The sequence below is a fragment of the Bradyrhizobium sp. CCBAU 45389 genome (genome assembly GCF_028128625.1).
Taxonomy (GTDB): Bacteria; Pseudomonadota; Alphaproteobacteria; order Rhizobiales; family Xanthobacteraceae; genus Bradyrhizobium; species Bradyrhizobium liaoningense_B.
This window is the reverse complement of record NZ_LBIY01000099.1, coordinates 473,094-495,326: the sequence shown is the minus strand read 5'-3', so window position 1 is coordinate 495,326 and position 22,233 is coordinate 473,094. Positions and strand designations below refer to the sequence as shown.

Annotated in this window: 12 protein-coding genes; 4 read left to right on the top strand and 8 right to left on the bottom strand. The window is 65.0% G+C overall.

From position 1 onward, the window contains the following. Positions 1 to 77: 77 nt before the first annotated feature. The gene (gene ligD, locus XH79_RS41510; protein ID WP_271585665.1) at positions 78 to 2,744 is read left to right on the top strand and encodes a DNA ligase D; all 2,667 of its coding nucleotides are present in this window, start codon (positions 78 to 80) and stop codon (positions 2,742 to 2,744) included. A 121-nt stretch (positions 2,745 to 2,865) separates the two neighbouring features. Here the strand turns inward: ligD and XH79_RS41505 are convergent, their stop codons facing one another. Then, positions 2,866 to 3,030, bottom strand: a complete 165-nt coding sequence (locus XH79_RS41505) for a DUF3309 family protein (RefSeq protein ID WP_018318514.1) — start codon at positions 3,028 to 3,030, stop codon at positions 2,866 to 2,868. Between the two features lie 179 nt (positions 3,031 to 3,209). On the opposite strand from XH79_RS41505, the gene XH79_RS41500 reads away from it, so the two are divergent. After that, a complete protein-coding gene (locus XH79_RS41500) occupies positions 3,210 to 3,527 on the top strand; it encodes a polyhydroxyalkanoic acid system family protein (RefSeq protein WP_212339829.1) in 318 nt (105 codons plus the stop codon). A gap of 3 nt (positions 3,528 to 3,530) precedes the next feature. Here the strand turns inward: XH79_RS41500 and treY are convergent, their stop codons facing one another. The 6 genes from treY to XH79_RS41470 are packed head-to-tail and all read right to left on the bottom strand — an operon-like array spanning position 3,531 to position 17,540. Then, a complete protein-coding gene (gene treY / locus XH79_RS41495) occupies positions 3,531 to 6,317 on the bottom strand; it encodes a malto-oligosyltrehalose synthase (RefSeq protein WP_271585463.1) in 2,787 nt (928 codons plus the stop codon). Between the two features lies 1 nt (position 6,318). After that, positions 6,319 to 8,070 (bottom strand): malto-oligosyltrehalose trehalohydrolase, encoded by a 1,752-nt coding sequence (treZ, locus tag XH79_RS41490; protein ID WP_271585462.1) that lies wholly within the window; start codon positions 8,068 to 8,070, stop codon positions 6,319 to 6,321. Beyond that, entirely contained in the window at positions 8,067 to 10,145 is a 2,079-nt protein-coding gene (gene glgX / locus XH79_RS41485) for a glycogen debranching protein GlgX (RefSeq protein WP_271585461.1), read from the bottom strand. Before glgX ends, treZ begins: the two co-directional genes overlap by 4 nt. Before the next feature lie 3 nt (positions 10,146 to 10,148). Continuing rightward, the gene (gene glgB / locus XH79_RS41480; RefSeq protein WP_271585460.1) at positions 10,149 to 12,296 is read right to left on the bottom strand and encodes a 1,4-alpha-glucan branching protein GlgB; all 2,148 of its coding nucleotides are present in this window, start codon (positions 12,294 to 12,296) and stop codon (positions 10,149 to 10,151) included. Beyond that, positions 12,289 to 15,582 carry a maltose alpha-D-glucosyltransferase gene (gene treS / locus XH79_RS41475; protein WP_271585459.1) on the bottom strand — a complete coding sequence of 1,098 codons (3,294 nt, stop codon included), beginning with the start codon at positions 15,580 to 15,582 and terminating at the stop codon, positions 12,289 to 12,291. Before treS ends, glgB begins: the two co-directional genes overlap by 8 nt. A gap of 11 nt (positions 15,583 to 15,593) precedes the next feature. Next, positions 15,594 to 17,540 carry a maltotransferase domain-containing protein gene (locus tag XH79_RS41470; protein WP_271585458.1) on the bottom strand — a complete coding sequence of 649 codons (1,947 nt, stop codon included), beginning with the start codon at positions 17,538 to 17,540 and terminating at the stop codon, positions 15,594 to 15,596. Between the two features lie 204 nt (positions 17,541 to 17,744). Between XH79_RS41470 and malQ the strand changes: the two genes are divergently transcribed. Together malQ and XH79_RS41460 are read left to right on the top strand one after the other, a co-directional pair. Beyond that, a complete protein-coding gene (malQ, locus tag XH79_RS41465) occupies positions 17,745 to 19,706 on the top strand; it encodes a 4-alpha-glucanotransferase (RefSeq protein WP_271585457.1) in 1,962 nt (653 codons plus the stop codon). 29 nt (positions 19,707 to 19,735) lie between these two features. Next, complete coding sequence (locus tag XH79_RS41460; protein WP_271585456.1) at positions 19,736 to 21,535, top strand: glycoside hydrolase family 15 protein; 1,800 nt, start codon at positions 19,736 to 19,738, stop codon at positions 21,533 to 21,535. A 17-nt stretch (positions 21,536 to 21,552) separates the two neighbouring features. On the opposite strand, the gene XH79_RS41455 is transcribed toward XH79_RS41460, so the two are convergent. Further along, positions 21,553 to 22,230, bottom strand: coding sequence for a phytanoyl-CoA dioxygenase family protein (locus XH79_RS41455; RefSeq protein WP_271585455.1), 678 nt, complete (start codon positions 22,228 to 22,230; stop codon positions 21,553 to 21,555). Between the last annotated feature and the right edge of the window lie 3 nt (positions 22,231 to 22,233).

Sequence of the window (22,233 nt, the reverse complement as noted above, 5' to 3'; positions counted from 1 at the left end):
CCTCCATTGTGTTTTGGTTCCGGGTGGGACTTTTGCCGTGATAGGCTTTGAAAACCAAAAGAGAAGCGGGACCGGTCGTGCTGCGAAAACTCTCCACCTACCGACAGAAGCGTGACTTCGAGAAGACGCCCGAGCCATCCGGCAAGACCGCGGTGGCACCATCGGAACAGCGTCGTTTCGTGATCCAGAAGCATGACGCGTCGCGGCTGCACTACGATTTCCGGCTCGAATTCGACGGCGTATTCAAGTCCTGGGCCGTGACGAAAGGGCCTTCGCTCGATCCGCACGACAAGCGCCTCGCGGTCGAGGTCGAGGATCACCCGCTCGACTATGGCGATTTCGAAGGCACGATTCCGGAAGGCCAATATGGCGGCGGCACCGTGATGTTGTGGGACCGCGGCACGTGGGAATCCGACGATCCCGAAGCCGGCTTCAAGAAAGGCGACCTCAAGTTCACGCTCCACGGCGACAAGCTGCATGGCAGCTGGGTCCTGGTGCGTATGCGCAACCGCGGCGGCGAAAAGCGCACCAACTGGCTGCTGATCAAGCATCGCGACGACTATGCCCGCGAAGGCAAGGCCAACGACATTCTCGACGAGGACACCTCGGTCGCCTCGGGCCGCGCGATGGAGCAGATCGCCGAAGGCAAGGGCCGGGCGCCAAAGCCGTTCATGCTGGCGAAGGGCACGGGCAAGGCCAAGGCGAATGCGGTCTGGCAATCCAATCGGGCCGAGGAGACGAAAGGCAGGACCTTGCAGCCGGCGCCGCGCACGGCGTTGAAGGCCGCCGGAAAGAAAGGAAAGAAGACGACGACGGCCACGAATGCCAGGAAGGTCTCGGCGATGCCGGATTTCGTGGCGCCGCAGCTCTGCACGTCGGTCGAGCGGCCGCCGGCCGGCGCGGGCTGGTGCCACGAGATCAAGTTCGACGGCTACCGCGTGCAGCTCCGGGTCGAGGACGGCGAGGCGACGTTGAAGACGCGCAAGGGCCTGGACTGGACCGACAAGTTCGCCGCGATCGCGAAGGAGGCGGGCTCGCTGCCGGATGCCATGATCGACGGCGAGATCGTCGCGCTCGACCACAACGGCGCGCCGAATTTCTCCTCGCTCCAGGCCGCACTGTCCGACGGCAAGACCGAGGACCTCATCTTCTTTGCCTTCGATCTCCTCTTCGCGGAAAATCAGGACTATCGCCGGCTGCCGCTCGGCGAGCGCAAGGCGCGACTCAAGGAATTGCTTGAGGCGCGCAAGCGGAAGTCGGCCCAGATCCGCTATGTCGAGCATTTCGAGAGCGGTGGCGATGCCGTTCTGGAATCGGCTTGCAAGCTCGAGCTGGAAGGCGTGGTGTCGAAGAAGCTGGACACGCCGTACCGCTCGGGGCGAACCGAGAGCTGGACAAAAGCAAAGTGCCGCGCTGGGCATGAGGTCGTGATCGGCGGCTACAAGACCACCAACGGCAAATTCCGCTCGTTGATGGCCGGCGTGCATCGCGGTGATCATCTCGCCTTCGTCGGCATGGTCGGCACTGGCTTTGGCGCCGACACGGTCAAGCGCATCATGCCCTCCTTGAAGGCCATGGAGGCCAAGGAGAGTCCGTTCGGAGGCAAGAATGCCCCGAAGAAGACGCGCGACGTGCACTGGCTGAAGCCGGAGCTCGTCGCCGAGATCGAGTTTGCCGGCTTCACCGCCGACGGCAATATCCGCCAGGCCGCGTTCAAGGGCTTGCGGCAGGACAAGCCAGCCGAGGAGGTCGAGGCCGAGACGCCGGTCGATACCGCGCTCGCAAAACCTTCGGCCCGGAAGCGTGTCGTTTCAAAAGCTGGCAAGAAGGACGCCGGCACCGCCGAGGTCATGGGCGTCGTCATCTCGAAGCCCGACAAGGAGCTATGGCCGGACGGCGGCGACGGCGAGGGCGTCACCAAGCTCGATCTGGCGCGCTATTTCGAATCCGTTGGCGCATGGATGATCGCGCACATCAAGGGCCGCCCCTGTTCGATCCTGCGCGCACCCGATGGCATCGGCGGCGAAAAATTCTTCCAGCGGCACGCGATGCAGGGCACATCAAACCTGCTCGAGCTCGCAAAAGTCTCCGGCGATCGCAAGCCCTACTTGCAGATCGATCGCGTCGAGGGGCTCGCGGCGGTGGCGCAGATCGGCGGCCTCGAGCTGCATCCCTGGAATTGTGCGCCGGATGCCTATGACACGCCGGGCCGGCTGGTGTTCGACCTCGATCCCGCGCCGGACGTCGACTTTGCCGACGTCGTCGAGGCGGCCAAGGAGATGCGGCAGCGGCTCAGCGATGTCGGTATGGAAAGCTTCTGCAAGACCACGGGCGGCAAGGGCCTGCATGTGGTCGTGCCGCTGCTCCATGGTGCGCGCGACAAGGTGAGCTGGAAGGAGGCCAAGGCGTTTGCGCAAGGAATCTGCCAGTGGATGGCCGATGACGATCCCGAGCGCTATCTGCTCAACATGTCGAAGAAGCTGCGGGACGGAAAGATCTTTCTGGACTATCTGCGCAACGATCGGCTCTCGACGGCGGTAGCGCCCCTGTCTCCCCGCGCGCGTGACGGCGCCACGGTCTCGATGCCGCTCGCCTGGGCGCAGGTGAAGAGCGATCTCGATCCGAAGAAATATACGGTGAGGACCGTACCCGGCCTGCTGGCGCGTTCGAAGGCGTGGGAGGGCTATGATGATGCGGCCGCGTCGATCAAAGCGGCGATGAAGAAGCTTGCGGGGAAGAAGTAGGGTGGGTTAGCCGTAAGGCGTAACCCACCTCTTTGGTTTCCGCAGAGACAGAGGTGGTGGGTTACGCTCGCGGACCGCGCTTTGCGCGACCGCGTGCTAACCCACCCTACGAAGTCTGCAACTAGATCCGTCCCATCAGCAGCAGGATCAGCAGGATGACGATGACCAGCCCAAGGCCGCCGCCGCCGTAATAGCCGGTGCCGTAGAACGGGCCGCCGCCAATGCCGCTGAAGCCGCCGAGCAGGGCGATGACCAGAATGATCAGAATGATCGTGCCGATTGACATGCGAGTCTCCTCCAGCCCTTGTAGAAAGGGTCGTTTGCACCTGTCCCGTGTGTGAGGGCAACTTGCCGCAGGTTTTAAAGTTCCGGTTTTGAAACGGGGCGACAGGTGCAAGTTGCATGGAACCTTTATGGTCGCAGACAGCATCACTAAGTGAGGATCAATCAGCACGGGGCAGGACCATGTCAGCACCGCTTGTCGTTTCCATTCCGCATCGCCTCGGCCGCGAAGAGGCGGTGCGCCGGCTCAAGGCCGGGCTTGGCCGCGCGGCGGCCAGCATTCCCGTGATGCAGGTCGAGGAGGAGCGCTGGAGCGGCGACAGCATGAATTTCCGCATCCGCGCGCTCGGCCAGGTCGCGACCGGTCAGGTCGACGTCGCCGACGATCACGTCAAGGTTCAGGTGGTCTTGCCGTGGCTGTTGCAGCGCTTTGCCGAGATGGCGCAGGCGACGATCAAGAAGCGCGGGCAGCTGCTTCTGACCAAGGACGACGGAAAGTGAGTTTCAGGCGCTTACGCGCTGCCGCGCAGGCCTGATCGCGCTTGCTGCGCGGGCCGCAATGACAGCCGCCGGAAGATCACGGAAAGCCTGTGCGATCGGCAGTGCGTTGCCTGCAAGTCCCGCTGCGGCATAGCCCGTGATATCGACGGTCGCGTCGAAGCTCTCGCGGGCGGGCCATTCCCGGCCGGCTTGCGTGAACGGCGCAAACCGGCGTCCGACGATGACGATCGCTGCCGAGCGGCCTCGGCGGCGAGCGAACGCGATGACGTGCTCGGCATGCGTGCCGCGCACCTCCAGCGGCTGATAGTCGCCTTGCGCGAAAACGTCGCCGAGCTCGTTGCGCTGCCTGAGCAGGCGCCGCGTCCAGGCGAGCTTGAGCCGGCCGTCCGGCCAGGTCCTGCTCAGCCCGCTCCAGTCCGGTGCTTGCAATGACGCCAGCGCCGTATCGCGCGCGGAAAAATCCACGGGGCGGCGGTTGTCGGGATCGACCAGCGACAGGTCCCAGAATTCGGTGCCTTGATAGAAGTCGGGCACGCCCGGCAGCGTCGCCTTGAGCGTGAGCTGGCTCAGCGAGTTCAGCGCGCCGAGCAGCGCGAGACGGCGGGCCAGGGTTTGCAGCGCGTCCAGGAATTCGCCTGACAGCGCGGGATCGAGGATTTTTTCGATGAAGCTCTTGATGCCGTTCTCATAGGCCTCGTGCGGGTTGAGCCAGCTCGTCTCCTCCTTGCCCTCGCGCGCGGCCTTGAGCGCATAGGCCTGGATGCGCTCGACGAAACCGGCATCGGGCGGCCCCTGCAGCGGCCATGCGCCGAGCAGGGTCTGGTAGAGCATGTATTCGAACGTCGCCGACGGCGCGCGCAGATGGCCGTGGAGCGCAAGATGCGGCGCATTCAGAACCTTCCAGCGCGACACCGCGCTGGTCCATTCCCCGGGGATTTCGCTGAGCGCCGCGATCCGGGCGCGCGCGTCCTCACCGCGCTTGGTATCGTGGGTAGCGGTCGCCGTCATCCCCAGCGGCCACTCCCGGGCACGCGCCCGCATCGCCTCATGGAAAGCGGGGACGGTGAGGCCGGTGCTCGCGGGATCGCCGCCGACCTCGTTCAGCGCCAGCAGCCGATGGAACTGGTAGAACGCGGTGTCCTCCAGCGACTTTGCCATCATCGGCCCGGTGAACTGCTGCACCTTCAGCGCGAAGCGGCGCACGCGCGGCGTGCTGTGAGGGGGACGTCCGGGCTTGAGCAGATCCATGGTCAGGGCATCGCGCAGGAAGTCGAAGATGCCTTCGTCCGCGGCGAACCACTCGGCGCGGGCGCGCGCGATGGTGTCCTCGATCAGCTTGCGGTCGTGCGCGGTCGCCCCGGCCGTGGTCAGATAGGTGCGATAGACCGGGAAATGCAGCACATAGAGCTCGAGCGCCTGGCGCAGGCTGTCGGCCGAGAAGTCGCGGGTCGAATAATGCCCGTTGGCGATGCGCGCGAGCAGGCGCGTCAGCACGGTGAATTCACTCGTCAGCAGCGTCTCCAGCACGCGCCGCTTGGCCTCCTTGACGTAAGGCGCAAGCCGCGGCGAGCGGTTGCTGACCTGGCGCCAGGTCTCGTCCAGCGCCTCCAGCCCTTGGGGATCGACCAGCACCTGCGTGATGACGTTCATCCACTCATAGCCGGTGGTGCCCCGGACGCCGGCGAAATGCGGCAGCTTCTCGTGCTCGCAGAGGATCTTCTCGATCACCGTGTAGAACGGTTTTGTCTTGCCCTGCGCATCGCGCACCAGCCGGCGCAGCCGCTGGCAATATTGCGCGGGATCGCGCAGGCCGTCGATGTGATCGAGGCGGATACCCTGCAATCTGCCGTCGGCGACGAGCTGCTTCACCAGGCGGTGCGTGGCGGCGAAGGTGCCGGGATCTTCGACGCGCAGGCCAGCGAGGCCGTTGACGTCGAAGAAGCGGCGATAATTGATGTCGCTGGAGGCAAGCCGCCAGTGTCCGAGCTTGTAGTTCTGGCGCTCCAGGAGGTGATGCAGCGCCAGTGTCTGCGCGGGACGGTCCTTGGCGGCGCGGTAGGCGGCAAGACCGCGGCTGATGATGTCGGCCGCGCCCGCGATCTCCTTGAGCTCCGACTTGAATCCCGGCGCTTCCTTGCGATTGGGGCGGCGTAATCCCGTATAGCGCGCCGCAAGCGCGAGCAGGCGCTTGCCGGCCTCCGTCTCCGCGGCATCCGCCTCCTTCACGATCACGCGCAGTATTTCGCCATAGCGCTCCGGCGCGATCGGCAAGCGATGCTCGAAATACCAGGCCGAAAAGCTTCCCTCATCGGGATCGTAGCGCAGCTCGATCTCGCCGCGCTCCAGCGCCTCGCCATAGGAGGAGCCGAGGATCGGCAGCAGCACGCCGCCGCGGGCGCGATAGGCCAGTTGATCCCAGTCGATGTCGAAGGAGTTCGCGTGCGGCGAGGCCTGTCCCCATTCCAGCACGTCCAGCCACCAGGGATTGTCGGCAAAGTGCACGCCGACATGGTTGGGCACGAAATCGATGATGAGGCCGAGATCGTGCTGCCCGAGCGCCTCGCTCAGCCGCGCGAAGCCGGCTTCGCCGCCGAGCTCCGGACTGAGCTGGCTGTGGTCGACGGTGTCGTAGCCATGCGTCGAGCCCTTGCGCGCCTTCATCACCGGCGAGGCATAGAGATGCGTGATCCCAAGTGCCTTCAGATACGGCACCACCGCGGCGGCCTCGTCGAAGCCGAAATCCGCGGTGAGCTGAAGCCGGTAGGTCGCAATGGGAATCGCGGGAGGCATGTCAACCTCCGAGGCGCCAGACCACCGACCAGGGCGGAAGCCGATCGCCGGCCGCGCCGCCCCAGATCGGCGTGCCGGTGCTGACATTGGAGGTGATCTCGTGGTCCGACAGATTGGCGATGAGGCGCAGCGTCGTGCCGTCGCCCATGCGCCAATGTGCGCTGAGCAGACCGTTGTCGGCCGCCTCCGCATCGCCGAAGCTTGCGCCCTTCAGCCGCGGCATGATCTCCTTGCGCCGGAGCGCGAGCAGCTCTCGTACCAAAGCTAATCGTGCGTTCTGCTCCGGCGTACGCCCGGTCCAGTCGAGCACAGCCGATTGCAGTGTTGCGGGATCGAGCGGGTCGGGCACCTCGTCGCCGTATGTCTCATAGGCCCAGCCATATTCCTGCCTGCGGCCCTTGCGCACGGCATCGGCAAGGCCGCCCTGGAAATCGCAGAAGAACGGGAAGGGGACCTTCGAGCCCCATTCCTCGCCCTGAAACAGCATCGGCACCATCGGCGCGAGCAGGGTGACTGCGAGCGCCGCCTCGATCTGCTGCGGCGATGCGAGGGCCTCGAGCCGCTCGCCGAGCGGGCGGTTGCCGATCTGGTCGTGGTTTTGCAGGAAATTGACGAAGGTCGAAGGCGGCAACTGGCCGCTCGGCTCGCCGCGCGGCTTCTTGCCCCAGAATTCCGAGATCTCGCCCTGATAGACGAAGCCGGAAGCGAGCGCGCGGGCGAGATCCATGCGCGGGGTCTGGTAATCGCCGTAGTAGCCGGCGAGCTCGCCGGTCAGCATCACGTGCCAGACATGGTGGTAATCGTCGTTCCACTGGCCGCGATATTTTCCGTTCGGCGGCTCCTGAGCGGCGTCGAGCAGGCTGGCGCGATTGTCGCCGTTCTCCAGCACGAGATGGATGTGCCGCCCCGTCGCCCTGGCAAGCTCGCCGGCGGTCACGCTGAGGTCCTGCAGCATCGATTGTTCGCCGGGGACAGCCATGATGTGGTTGGCGGCGTCCAGCCTCAGTCCGTCGATGCGGTAGTCGGTCAGCCAGGACAGCGCGTTCTCGACCGCAAAGGCGCGCACCTGCGGCACCCGGTAGTCGATCGCGCTGCCCCAGGGTGTGTGCGCATCGGTGAAGAAAGACGGCGCATAGCGGCCGAGGTAGTTTCCTTCAGGGCCGAAGTGATTGTACACGACGTCGAGGAACACCATCAGCCCGCGCAGATGGGCCTCGTCGATCAGCATCTTCAGATCTTCGGGGCGGCCATAGGCGCTGTCGGGCGCATACCACAGCACGCCGTCATAACCCCAGCCGCGGCGTCCCGCGAAATCGGCCAGCGGCATCAATTCCAGCGCAGTGATGCCGGTTGCTACGAGATGATCGAGCTTGCCGATCATGGCGCGGTAGGTGCCTTCGCGCGTGAAGGTGCCGACATGGGTCTCGATCAGCACCGTCTCTTCCCACGGCCGGCCGCGCCAATCCTGCGCGCGCCAGGCGAAGGCGTCGTGATCGATCACCTCGCTCGGGCCGAACACGTCTTCGGGCTGGAAAGCCGAGGCCGGATCGGGCACGTCGATCTCGTCGTCGATCCTGAATTTGTAGGGGCTGCCAGGGGTGAGGCCGGCAATCTCGGCCACGTACCAGCCATCCTGCCGGCGCTGCATCGCGTGCCTGCGGTCGAGCAGGAGATCGACACGGCGCGCGCCGGGAGCCCACAGCCGGAACGACACGCCGTCTTTCGTTGGCCGCGCCCCGAAGGATGGCCTCATGACGCCCCCGCGAAGGCGAGCACGGAGCGCGGCGCCGCCTTGCTATCGCTTCCGGACAGGAAGTCGATGGTGTTCAGCTTGGCATCGGTCGTGTTCAGGATCTGCTGCCAGCTCTTGTATTCGGTCATCTCGGGCAATTTGAATGCGATCTCTTCGGGCGCGGCGTTCAGGACGATAAAGATCGCAGCCCCGCCCGGTTCCATCGGTCCCATCACATAGGAGAGAAACCGCCCATCCGGGAATGTCCAGTCGCTCTCCGTCATCTCGCTGCCTGTGGGCGTCAGCCACAGCGCGCCGTAGGAGCTGCCGTCCTTGGGGCGACCGTCGAGCCAGCGATGGCTGCGAAGCTGCGAGAAGCGGCGGCGGATGTCGGCGAGATGGCCGACGAAGTCGACCATGTCCTCGCCCTCCGCGCCGAGTTTGTCCCAGCCGACCCAGCCGACCTCGTTGTCCTGGCAATAGGCGTTGTTGTTGCCGGATTGCGAATTGCCGACCTCGTCGCCGGCAAGGATCAGCGGGACGCCCTGCGCCAGCATCAGGCAGGCCAGCACGTTCCTGCGAAGCTGCCGGCGCAGCTCCAGGATTTTCGGATCGTCGGTCGGTCCCTCGACGCCGCAATTGTTGCTGTGGTTGTCGTTGGAGCCGTCGCGATTGTCCTCGCCATTGGCCTCGTTGTGCTTCTCGTTGTAGCTGAAGAGGTCGGCGAGCGTGAAACCGTCATGCACGGTGATGTGGTTGATGCTGGCGCGTGGCCGCCGTCCGTCATGGTTGAACAGGTCTGATGACGCCGTCATGCGGCTGGAGATGTCGCCGATCAGGCTGCCTTCGCCGCTCCAGTAACGGCGCATGGCGCTCCGATAGCGGTCGTTCCACTCCGACCATTGCGAGGGGAATGCGCCGACCTGGTAACCGCCGAGGCCGAGGTCCCAGGGCTCGGCGACGAGCTTCACGGCGGCCAGCACCGGATCCTGCCGGATCGCGGTCAGAAACGAGATGCCGCGATCAAAACCGTTCGGTCCGCGCGCGAGCGTGGTGGCGAGATCGAAGCGGAAGCCGTCGACATGGCAGACCTCGACCCAGTAGCGCAGCGAATCCATCACCATCTGCAGCACGCGCGGATGGGTGAGGTTCACCGACGAGCCGCAGCCGGTGAAGTCGTCGTAATAGCGCGGGTTCTCGCGGTTGAGCCAGTAATAGGAGGCATTGTCGATGCCGCGGTAGCACAGCGTCGGGCCGAGATGGTTGCCCTCGGCGGTGTGGTTGTAGACGACGTCGAGCATCACCTCGATGCCGGCATCGTGCAGGCGCGCGACCGTGGTGCGGAAGGAATCCAGCGCATTGTCCTGGGCGTAGCGCGGCTCCGGCGCGAAGAAGGACAGCGTGTTGTAGCCCCAGTAATTGGCGAGCTTCTTTTCCACCAATATGCGGTCGTCGACGAAGCTGTGGATCGGCAGCAGCTCGATGGTGGTGACGCCGAGCTTCTTCAGGTGATCGATCATCGCCGGCGAGGACAGGCCGCCATAGGTGCCGCGCAAATTCGGCGGCACGTCGTCGCGCTTCTGCGTCAAACCTTTGACGTGAGCCTCGTAGATGATGGTGTCTTCCCACGGGATGTTCGGCCGGATCTCGCGCCGGCCCCAGTTGAAGGTCTCGTCGACCACGACGGCCTTGGGCATGCCGCGCGCATTGTCGCGCCGGTCGAACGACAGGTCCTCGCGCGGCGAGCCGGTGCGGTAGGCGAAATGCGCATCGCTCCAGACCAGCCGCCCCGAGAGCCGCTTCGCATAGGGGTCGAGCAGCAGCTTGTTGGCATTGAAACGGTGACCGTGCTCGGGCTCGTAGGGGCCGTGCACCCGGTAGCCGTAGAGCTGGCCGGGTGAGACGTCGTTGAGATAGCCGTGCCAGACGTCCTCGGTCCTTTCAGGCAGTTCGACGCGCTCGAGCTCGCGGCGGCCTTGGGCGTCGAACAGGCAGAGCTCGACCTTCTGTGCGTTGGCGGAGAACAGCGCAAAATTGGTGCCGCGTCCGTCCCAGCTTGCGCCGAGGCGTGCGGGCGATCCGGCGGTCAGGCGCATATGTCAGCTTTCCGGAACGAGGAAGATCGCGGCGAGCGGCGGAATGGTGAGGCGGAGCTCGGGGGTCTTGCCGTCAACGGTCTGGACCTCGCCGATGTTCCCGACATTGCTGCCGCCGTAATGGGCGGAGTCGGAATTGAATGCCTCTTTCCACTTGCCGGCCAGGGGCACGGGGACGCGGTAGTTGCGATAGACGTTGGGGGAGAAATTGACGATGACGAGGCACCGCGCGTGCTCGTCAAAGCCCTTGCGCAGCCAGGCGAATACGTTGCGGTTGGCATCGTCGGTGATCAGCCATTCGAAGCCGGCCTGGTCGCAATCCATCTGGTGCAGCGCCGGCACCGCGCGATAGAGCCGGTTGAGGTCGCGGATCAGCGCCTGGATGCCGGAATGGACCTTGTACTCGAGCAGGTGCCAGTCGAGCGACTGGTCGTGATTCCATTCGCGGCTCTGCGCGATCTCGGCGCCCATGAACAGGAGCTTCTTGCCGGGGTGGCCGAACATGAAGCTATAATAGGCCCGCAAATTCGCAAAGCGCTGCCATTCGTCGCCGGGCATGCGGCCCAGGATCGAGCGTTTGCCGTGCACGACCTCGTCATGCGACAGCGGCAGGATGAAGTTTTCAGAGAAGGCGTAGTGCAGGCCGAACAGGATCTCGCCGTGATGATGCTTGCGGTGGATCGGATCCTTGCTGATGTAGTTCAGCGTGTCGTGCATCCAGCCCATGTTCCACTTGTAGCCGAAGCCGAGCCCGCCGAATTCGACCGGACGCGAGACCTGCGGCCATGCGGTGGATTCTTCCGCGGCCGTGGTCGCCTGCGGGAAGCGGGCAAAGACCTCCGTGTTGAAGCGGCGCAGGAAGTCGATCGCCTCGATGTTCTCGCGGCCGCCATACTGGTTCGGAATCCACGCGCCGGGCGGCCGGCTGTAGTCGAGATAGAGCATCGACGCCACCGCATCGACGCGCAGTCCATCGATGGCGTAGCGTTCCATCCAGAACAGCGCGTTCGACACCAGGAAGTTCGTCACTTCGGTGCGGCCGTAATTGTAGATCAGCGTGCCCCAGTCGAGGTGGCGGCCCTGGAGCGGGTTGGCGTGTTCATAGAGCGCCGTGCCGTCAAAGCTGCCGAGCCCGTGCGGATCGTCGGGGAAATGGCCGGGCACCCAGTCGAGCAGCACGCCGATGCCTTCGCGATGGCAGGCATCGACCAGCGCGGCGAAATCCTCCGGTGTGCCGAACCGGCTGGTCGGGGCATAGAGGCCGGTCGGCTGATAGCCCCAGGAGCCGTCGAACGGATGCTCGCTGACGGGCAGGAATTCGAGATGCGTGAACCCCATGTCGCGCGCATAGGCCGGCAGCTGCTCGGCGAGCTCGCGATAGGTCAGCCATTCATTGTTGTCCTTGCGCCGCCACGAGCCGAGATGGACCTCGTAGATCGACATCGGCGCCGACAGCGCGTTGATGCCGTCGGGTGCGGAGCGCGGCCGCGGCAGACGCGCCTCGTCGAGCACGATCGAGGCCGTCTTCGGCCGTACCTCGCTTGCAAACGCCAGCGGATCGGATTTCAGCGGCAGCAGATGGCCATGCGGGCCGATCATCTCGAACTTGTAGTGATCGCCGATCTTCGCATGCGGGATGAACAGCTCCCAGTACCCGCTGCCGCGTACCCGCATCGGATGACGCCGCCCGTCCCAGAAGTTGAAATCGCCGACCACGGATACGCGCCGCGCATTCGGCGCCAGCACCACGAAGCCGATGCCGTCGACGCCGTCGAGCCGCATCGGATGCGCGCCGAGCTTGTCGTAGAGGCGCTGGTGGGTGCCCTCGCCGAGCAAATAGAGGTCGAAATCGGTCAGGATCGGCGGGAAGCGGTAGGCATCCTCGAACTCGACGACGTGGTTGCCGAATTTCGCGCGCAGCTGGTAGTGCTTCGAGCCGTTGGGCAGGGCTCCGATGAACAGGCCGGAGTCATGAACGCGGTCGAGCGGCGCGACCTCGCCATGCTCGCCGACCGCCTCGACATCGGAGGCCTCGGGCAGGAAGGCCCGCACCACGCTCTTGCCGCCCTCGGGATGCAGGCCGAGATAGTGGAAGGGATCGGAGTGGCGGCCCTCGATGATCGCGTAGGCTTCCGCTGGCAGTTTAGGCATGGGCTTCGCTCTCGGCACTGGACAGAATGCGAAGCAGTCCGGTCAGCGGCGCATGGAGCCCCTCGGGCCGGTGGGACAGTTCGTACTCTACGTCGTCGAACGCTTGATCAAGCAGGAAAAACCTTAACAGGCCGTCCGCGGCTTGCGGATTTTCGGGCCATAGCCGCCGGTCGGTCATGGCCTCGCGATAGGCGTGCAGGAACGTCGTGGTGGCGCGTTCGCGCCATTCGCCGAGCGCGGCGGCAAGCCGGTCCTGTTCCTCCGAGGCGCCCGTGAGGGCTCGGGTGAGGGCGACGTTAACCGAAAGATCAATCGAGCGGATCAGACCGGCGACGTCGCGCGCGGCAGGCAGCTTGCGCCGCTTGCCGGCCAGCGGCCGGTGCGGATGTCCGTCGAAGTCGATGATGAAGATGTCGTCCTTCACGATCAGAGTCTGCCCGAGGCGGAAGTCGCCATGATGACGGATGTTCAACCCGCCGATCCCGGAAGGCAATAGTGCATTGAGGTGGTCGGGCAGGGCCGCGCGCGCTGCGCCGAGCTGGTCGATCAGCGGCCGGTCCGCCTCCCGCAGGCCGTCGCGGCTGTTGGCCAGGTGCTCGAAAACGCGCTCGGCCCGCGTCTCGAGGTCGGAGACCCAGCGCTTGGCGTGTTCGGAGCCGATCGGCTCCGGAGCGAGATTGTCCGGCTTTGCCGCGGCCAGGGCAACATGCAGCTCGGCAAGCCGCCGGCCGATCTGCGCGATGAAGTGCAGGTAGGGCGCCTGCTCCTGGGTCTCGCGGGGCGCCTCGCCCGCGGACAAGACCCGCTGCTCGTCGATATAGCGATCGAGATAACCGGTGGTCACGGTCCAGCCGTCGCCCTGGTTCTCGACAAAGGCATGCAGCACGCCGAGTGTGCTGCGCCGATCGTCCTCGACCAGCTCGACACTGCCGAGCAGCGCCGGCGTATTGGCGAAGCGCGCCACTTCCGTGAGGTAGTGGCCGATCTCGATCTCGGGACTGGTCCCGCTTTGGAGCCGGCGGTAGAGCTTGGCGACATATTGGTTGTCGACCAGTGCAGTGCTGTTCGACTGCTCGATCGCGCGGATGCGCTGGGGCTCCTTGATGGTGTAATCGGCGAACCGGCTGGTGGCCTTGAACTCCAGCCGCAGATTGTTCTCGTCCACAACCAGGTTTTGCGACAGACCCCGCAGGAAAAGTCCGATGAAGATCTGCTCAGTCGCAACGTCAAGCAGCGTACCCTCGCGCGCGCCCTGGCGCACGGCGGCGAGTGCCTTCGGGTTGAAGCGTTCGCGGTCGAAGCGCACCCACTCGATCTGCATCGGCATCACGTAGCGCGTGGTGACGTCGTCCCGCGTCGTCTCGAAGAACGCGATCCAGGGTCTGTTGTCGCCGATATCGCTGAACGGCACCGCCGAGGTGAGCGTGGCCTTGATGTGCTTGGGATTGTGATCGGGATACCAGCGTGTCCTTGCCAAAAATCCCGGCAGCACGTCGCGTTCGAACACGCCGCGCTCGCGGGCGAGAGAGACCCAGTTCGAATTCACCGGCACGACCAGGGTCTCGAACTCCGGCACCGCGCGCGGCGCCACCGGCTCGGACTTGTCGCGCTCCTGAAGCTGGAACCAGTAGAAGCCGTAGGGCCCCAGCGTGATCATGTAGGGCAATTCGCCGATCGCCGGGAAGCGCGTCCGTCCGAGCATTTCCTGCGGGATGCGGTCCTTCCAGGGCGACAGATCGAGCTCGGTCGCCTGTGCGGCGCGCGAGAGATTGGCGACGCAGAGGATCACCTCGTCGCGATACTGCCGGACATAGGCCAGCACGGCGCGATTGGCCGGACGGATGAAGGTCATGGTGCCGCGGCCGAAGGCCAGCGTCGACTTGCGCACCGAGATCAGCCGCTTGGTGGCGCTGAGCAGCGACGACAGGCTGCGCGACTGCGCCTCCACGTTCACCGATTCATAGCCGTAGACCGGATCCATGATCAGCGGCGCGTAGAGACGGGCGGGGTCGCAGCGCGAGAAGCCGCCGTTGCGGTCCGGGCTCCATTGCATCGGCGTGCGCACGCCGTTGCGGTCGCCGAGATAGATGTTGTCGCCCATCCCGATCTCGTCGCCGTAATAGATGATCGGCGTTCCCGGGAAGGACAGCAGCAGCGAGTTCATCAGCTCGATCTTGCGGCGGTCGTTGTCCATCAGCGGCGCGAGGCGCCGCCGGATGCCGACATTGATGCGGGCCCGCGGGTCGTTGGCGTAGGTGGTCCACAGATAGTCGCGCTCGACGTCGGTGACCATCTCCAGCGTGAGCTCGTCATGGTTGCGCAGGAACAGCGCCCATTGGCAGCTCGCCGGAATGTCTGGCGTCTGGCGCAGGATGTCGGTGATCGGGAAGCGGTCCTCCTGCGCGATCGCCATGTAGATGCGCGGCATCAGCGGGAAGTGATAGGCCATGTGGCATTCGTCGCCACGACCGAAATATTCCTGCACGTCCTCCGGCCATTGATTGGCTTCGGCCAGCAGCAGCTTTCCTTTGGAATAGGCGTCGAGTTCCTGGCGCAGGCGCTTGATGATCGCATGCGTCTCGGGAAGGTTCTCGTTCGAGGTGCCCTCGCGCTCGCAGAGATAGGGAATGGCGTCGAGGCGGAAGCCGTCGACCCCGGCGTCCAGCCAGCGCTTCATCACCTGGATGAGCGCGCTGACCACGCGCGGATTGTCGAAATTGAGATCCGGCTGGTGCGAGAAGAAGCGATGCCAGTAGAAGGCGCCGGCCTCGTGATCCCAGGTCCAGTTCGACTTCTCCGTGTCGGTGAAGATGATGCGCGTGCCCTGGTATTTCTGGTCGGTGTCGCTCCAGACGTACCAGTTGCGGGCGCTCGAACCGGGATGGCTGCGGCGCGCGCGCTTGAACCATTTGTGCTGGTCCGAGGTGTGGTTGACAACGAGCTCGGTGATGACGCGCAAACCGCGCTTCTGCGCTTCCTGGATGAAGCGCTTGAAATCCTTCATCGTCCCGAAATCGGGATTGACCGAGCCGTAGTCGGCGATGTCGTAGCCGTCGTCGCGGCCGGGCGAGGGATAGAACGGCAGCAGCCACAGCGCGGTTACGCCGAGCTCCTGCAGATAGGGCAGCTTCTCGGTCAGCCCGGCAAAATCGCCGATGCCGTCATGGTTGCTGTCGGCAAACGCCTTGACGTGGAGCTGATAGATAATGGCGTCCTTGTACCAGAGCTCATCCACGATCTCGGCAGCCTCAACTTTCTTGGTGTCGACGGAAGACAGAACATTCATGGCGTGACCCCTTACGCCAGGCAGCGGAACAAGAGCGCCGGATCGCGGTCGGGATCGATACGCAACCTGACCCCGCCCCATTCGATGCGGGACTGTTCGCCGGTGAGGAGGTTTTCGAGTGCCGTCACATGGTGTCGCCGTCCATCGGCGTCAACGGTGACGTCGCCGAGCGGCAGCCAAAATTCGCGCGCATGGCGCGAGAGCGCAATCACGACGACGACGGTGTTCGCGGGATCGGCCGTCTCCTTGGCCAAGGCGATCGTCTCGCCGTCCTCGACGTTGAGGAACCGCAAGTTTGCGGTCTGCTGAAGTGCCGCGTTTTCGTTGCGGATGCGGTTGAGCGCGGCAATGTAGGGCTTGATGTTGCCGGGCGTGTTCCAGTCGCGCTGCTTGATCCGGTACTTCTCGGAATCGAGATATTCCTCGCGGCCGGGAATCGCCTCGTGCTCCAGCAGCTCGAAGCCGCCGAAGATCCCGTAATTGTCCGACAGCGTCGCGGCCAGCGCGAGCCGCGATTTGAATACCCAGGCTTCGCCGCTCTGGAGATGATAGGGCAAGAGGTCCGCGGTGTTGACGAACAGGTTCGCCCGATAGAAGTCCCGCTCGGGATAACGCGTCAGCTCGCCCAGATACTGTTCCAGCTCCCACCTCAAAGTGCGCCAGGGGAAATAGCTGAAGGACTGCGCGAAGCCGAGCTTGGCGAGACCCTTCATCAGCTTCGGTCGTGCAAACGTCTTGGAGAACAGGATCACCTCGGGATGCCGGCGGCGGATGTCGCCGATCAGCCATTCCCAGAACGGAAGCGGCGTGGTGTCGTGATTGTCGATGGCGAAGATGGTGACGCCATGGTCGATCCAGAACAGCAAGGCGTCGCGAAAAGCGTTCCACAGCCCGGCGCGATCGACGCAGCCGAAGTCGGGGATGACGATGTCCGAATAGGGGCCATCCGCTGCTCGCACCGAGCGGTCCGGCCGCCATTTGAACCATTCCGGATGCTGGGTCAGCCAGGGATGGTCCGGCGAGCACTGCACCGCGAAGTCCAGCGCAAGCTCGAGCCCGTATTCGAGACATGTGGCGACCAGCGCACGAAAGTCCTCGATCGTACCGAGCTCGGGATGCAGCGCATCGTGCCCGCCCTCGGTGGAGCCGATCGCATAGGGCGAGCCGGGATCGCCCTCGCTCGCCACCGGCGCGTCGTTGCGGCCCTTGCGGTGTGTGTGGCCGATCGGGTGGATCGGCGTGAAGTAGAGCACGTCAAAGCCCATTGCGGCGATATCAGGCACGCGTGCAATGCAGTCGCGGAGCGTGCCGTGCCGGCCGGGAATGTCGCTCTGGCTGCGCGGCATCATCTGGTACCAGGCGCTGAAGCGCGCCTTGTCGCGGTCGATGATCAGCGGGAACAGCGGCGAGCGCGTCAGGTCGGGCCGCGACTGGCTCTCGGCCATGGCTTTGCCGAGCTCGGCTGCCAGCAGCGAAGCGACGTCGCCGGTCTGGAGATAATCCTCGCATCGCTTGATGATGATCGCTGCGGCGTCCTGCCGCGCGCCATGCGCCTTGGTCAGCAGTCCCGCGCCCTCGATCGCATCGAGGCTGACATCGGCCCCGGTGCGCCGCTTGCGCGCGATGGCGTGCGACCAGGTCGCGAACTCGTCGGTCCAGGCTTCAATTGCGTAGACATATTGGCCGGGCTCAACGGGCGTGAACGTGCCGGACCAGCGGTCATTGCCGTGAGGGGTCATCGGCTCGCTCCGCCATTCGCGGTCCTGCTCGCGGCGCCAGATCAGCGCGGCGGCGATCACGGCGTTGCCATCGCGGTAGATGTCGGCCCAGACCTCGACCCGTTCGCCCGCGATCCGCTTCACGGCGAAGCGGCCGCCGTCGATCAAGGGATAGACGTCTTCGATGAGGAAAGCGCTGCCGGCTGCGGCACTTTCGACAGTTTGAATTGTCTTGTTCACGGTGATGCCATTGACAAGAAAGCAGGAGCCCGTTTCCCTTGTCGGGAACCTACGCTTGGTACCATTATAGAAAGCCGCTTGTGTGTCATTGGTTCCCTGGGGAACGGCAAGCGCAGTTTGCGAGTTACCCCTGACTAACCTCTTCCGCGACCTCGTTAAAATCCCTGCCCTTGGCCAAACGATGGCCTGCAAGCTGCGTGCCGAATGGATCTTTTAGCTCAAGCCCGGATCAAGGGCGTTCAGTCCGAATTCATCGACGCCCTGGGCAAGCTGCGGGTCACCGCGCCCGAGGCGCTCAAATCCATCCTCGATGCCCTGCCGGAGAAGCGGGTCTACCGCTTCGTCAGCGGGCCTGTCGTGGTGCGCGCCCTGGGGCATCCGCGCACCGAACTGGCGGCAACGGGAACGCCGCCGCTGCAATGGAAGATCTCCGGCAACGGTAATGTGATCGCGCAAGGCGAGACGCGCGAGCCTGTCATTGCCTGGCCCGCCGGCCTGCCGCTCGGCTATCACCGCTTGACACTGACGGATGCCGGTGGTGCGAGCGAAGACGTGCCGATGATCGTGGCGCCCGAGCGCGCCTTCGGCGGCGATTTCGACCGCGGCTGGCTGCTCGCCGTGCAGCTCTACAGCGTCCGCTCCGACCGCAATTGGGGCATCGGCGATTTCACCGATCTCGCCGGTCTCGTCCGGCTCGCCAAGCAACTCGGCGCCGACGGCGTCGGCCTCAATCCGCTCCACGTGCTGTTCGACGACCAGCCGGCCGATTGCAGCCCCTATTCGCCGAACAGCCGGCTGTTTCTCAATCCGCTCTATATCGACGTCGAGGCGATCCCGGAATTTTCCGCCGATCTCGTCCCCGATGCGGCTGCAACGGCCGCGCGGCTGCGCGAAGGCGACCGCGTGCCCTATGCCGACATGGCGGCGCTGAAATGGCTGGCCTTGCGCGCGGCCTTCAACAGCTTCGTGACGAGCGCGAGCGCGGCGCGCCGCAAGGAGTTTGACGCCTTCCGCGCCGCCCGCGCGCCGCTGTTATCCCGCTTTGCCTGCTTCGAGGTGCTGCGGCATCGCTTCAACCGGCCGTGGTGGGAATGGCCGTCCGAATGGCAACAGCCGGACGTAGCCAAATGCGCCGAGCTGCGCAACGGTCCGGACAAGCGCGAGGTCGAGTTCGTCGAATTCGTGCAATGGACGGCCGACAGCCAGTTGCATGCCGCCAAGGAGCTGGCCGGCCAGCTCGGCATGCGCGTCGGGCTCTATCTCGACGTCGCCGTCGGCGTGCAGTCCAACGGCTTCGATGCCTGGAACGAGCAGACCGCGATTTCCCGCCACCTCGCCGTCGGCGCTCCGCCGGACGTGCTCAACACCGTCGGCCAGGACTGGGGCCTCGCCGGCTTCAACGCCGGCGGTCTCGAGGCGCAGTCCTTCGTGCCGTTCGCCGACATGCTGGCGGCGTCGATGCGCCATGCCGGCGCCATCAGGCTCGATCACGTGCTCGGGCTGAAGCGGCTTTATCTGGTGCCGCGCGGCTTCAGGCCCGACAACGGCGCCTATGTGCAGATGCCGTTCGAAGCGCTGCTCGCCGCGGTGGTGCGCGAGAGCGCGGCCCACAAATGCATCGTGATCGGCGAGGACCTCGGCACCGTGCCGGAAGGCTTTCGCGAGACCATGCAGGATTTCGGCATCTGGTCCTACCTCGTCATGATGTTCGAGCGCGACGATGCCGGCCATTTCCGCAATATCGACCACTACCGGCCCAACGCGCTGGTGACGCTGAACACGCATGATTTGTGCACCTATGCGGGCTGGCGCTCCTTCAGCGATCTCAAGATGAAGCGCTCGCTCGGGCTCGATCCCGGCGAGAACGACCAGGCGCGCTGGGACGCCCTCGGCGCGCTCGACGAGATCCTGCGCCAGAACGGCATCGGCGCCAACGACCTCTATTCGGTGCTCGCCTTCCTGTCGCGCACGCCCTCGCGCCTGCTCGCGGTGTCCATGGAGGATCTGCTCGGCGTGATCGACCAGCCCAACATTCCCGGCACGATCGACGAGCACCCGAACTGGCGCCAGCGGCTTCCTGTCGCGCTCGACAAGATCGCGGCCAAGGTCGATCTCGCGGCTTTGAAGGCCGCGACGCGGGAACGATCATTGACCGGCGGGAGTTGAAGGCCGGGGCTTCCCAGGCTCGTACGACATTGACGCAAAGGATCGAGGACTATGCGCTGATCGGCGACTGCGAGACCGCGGCGCTGGTCGGGCGCAACGGCTCGATCGACTGGCTGTGCTGGCCGGCGTTCGATTCCGACGCCTGCTTTGCCGCGATCCTCGGCACGCACAGGAACGGCCGCTGGCTGGTCGCGCCAAGCGGGGAGGTGAGGGGCATCTCGCGCCGCTATCTCGGCAATACGCTCATCCTGGAAACGCAATTCGAGACGAAGAGCGGCATCGTCGCGCTGATCGATTTCATGCCGCCGCGCGGCAAGGCGTCCGACATCGTGCGCCTGGTCCGCGGCGTCAGCGGGAAGGTCGAGATGCGGATGGAGCTCGTCATCCGCTTCGGCTTCGGCGTGGATATCCCCTGGGTGCGACGGATCAATCATTCCCTGCTCGCGATTTGCGGCCAGGACATGACGGTGCTGCGCACGCCGGTCGAGACCCGCGGCGAGGATCTGACCACGGTGTCCGACTTCGAGGTGAGGGCAGGCGAGACGATCCCCTTCGTGCTGACCTACGGTCCCTCGCATCTCGATCCACCCGGGCCGATCGACCCGGAGCTCGCGCTGCGAGAGACGGAAGAATTCTGGAAGGATTGGTGCAGCCATTGCACCCGCGACGGCGACTATCACGATCTGATCGTACGCTCGCTGATCACGCTGAAGGCGCTCACCTTCGGCCCCACCGGCGGCATCGTCGCCGCGCCCACCACCTCGTTGCCGGAAAAGCTCGGCGGCAGCAGGAACTGGGATTACCGCTTCTGCTGGCTGCGCGATGCCACCTTCACGCTGCTGGCGCTGATGAACTCGGGCTATACCGAGGAAGCCTCGGCCTGGCACAATTGGCTGCTGCGCGCGGCCGCCGGATCGCCGTCCAACATGCAGATCATGTACGGCATCTGGGGCCAGCGGCGGCTCCTGGAATGGGAGGCGGGCTGGCTCGCCGGTTATGAGGGCGCCAAGCCTGTGCGCGTCGGCAACGCCGCGCATGCGCAGCTCCAGCTCGACGTCTATGGCGAGCTGATCGACGCCTTCCACCAGTCGCGCATGGCCAAGCTGAAGCTCGACGAGGAAAGCTGGGCGCTGGAATGCAACGTGCTCAACCACCTCGCCGAGGTCTGGGATCGGCCCGACCACGGCATCTGGGAACGGCGCGGGCAGCCCCGGCACTACGTGTTCTCGAAGGTCATGACCTGGGTCGCCTTCGATCGCGGCATCAAGAGCGCCGAGACTTTCGGCTTCAAGGCGCCGCTGCTGCATTGGCGCGCCTTGCGCGAAGCCATTCATCGCGACGTCTGCAACAACGGTTTTGACGCCGAGGAGAACGCTTTCGTCGAGTCCTACGGCTCGAAGCTGCTCGACGCCAGCGTGCTGCTGCTGCCGGCGGTCGGCTTCCTGCCGGCCGAAGACCCGCGCATCCGCGGCACCATCGCCGCGGTCGAGAAATGCTTGATGCGCGACGGCTTCGTGCTGCGGCACGATCCGCGCGAACTGCCCGCGGGCCAGCCGCCGCTCGAAGGCGCGTTCCTCGCCTGCAGCCTGTGGCTCGCCGATGCCTATGTGCTGGCGGGCGATCTCGACAAGGCGCAAGTCTTGTTCGATCGCGTGGTCGGCATCGCTAACGATGTCGGGCTACTCGCCGAGGAATACGACTCCGTGGCCCGCCGCCAGACCGGCAATTTCCCGCAGGCGCTGACCCACATCGCATTGATCAACACGGCGCATAACCTCTCGGCGGCAAGGCAGAAGAGCGAAAAGCCGGCGATGCAGCGGTCGAAGTAGTGATGCTCGCTTGGGTCCTAGACCCCAAGCCACTCCAGGCCGCCCGGGAGCTTGCTGACGGCAAAGTCGACTTGCAGGACGCGGCGATGCATCGGCGCGGTGGCGGCGTCCGAAGCGTGGAGAATAGGCGTCGCGTACAGCCAGATGTCGCCGGCATCAGCCAGACATGCAACCGTGCCGGAACGTCGTACGACGTTCCGCACTTCATCTTCCGGAATCCGGCCAAGCTTGTGCGATCCGGGCGCAATCAACAGCGGCGCATTGCTGACCGGGACCGGATCGATATGAACCCGCAGGGTCACCATGCCCGACAGCAGGGCGAAGGGCGGTTCGACATGCTGCATGCCGCTCTTGATGCTCCAGGTCTCGAAGCCTTCAGCGGCGACCCGTTGCTTCACGGCGATGGTGCGATCCTGGTGCCACCCCAGCGCCCAGTTCGTTGCGGCCGTCTTGTCAAACAGAACGGCCCTGACCGGACGGCAAGCTTCTCCAAGCACCGACGCGGCGCAGCTTCCGATCAGCCCACTCGCGGCAAGGATGGGCGCGAGACCCTCGACGCCTCGTAGCCTTAGTCCGGCGTGATCGGGCGGCAAATGGGACAGGATCTCTTTGAGCCGACGCAATTGATCGGGGGGCAGCACTTGCCGGAACAGCTGCGCGCCGTCGTCCAGAAAAGTCAGCCGTTCGATGTCCAAGGT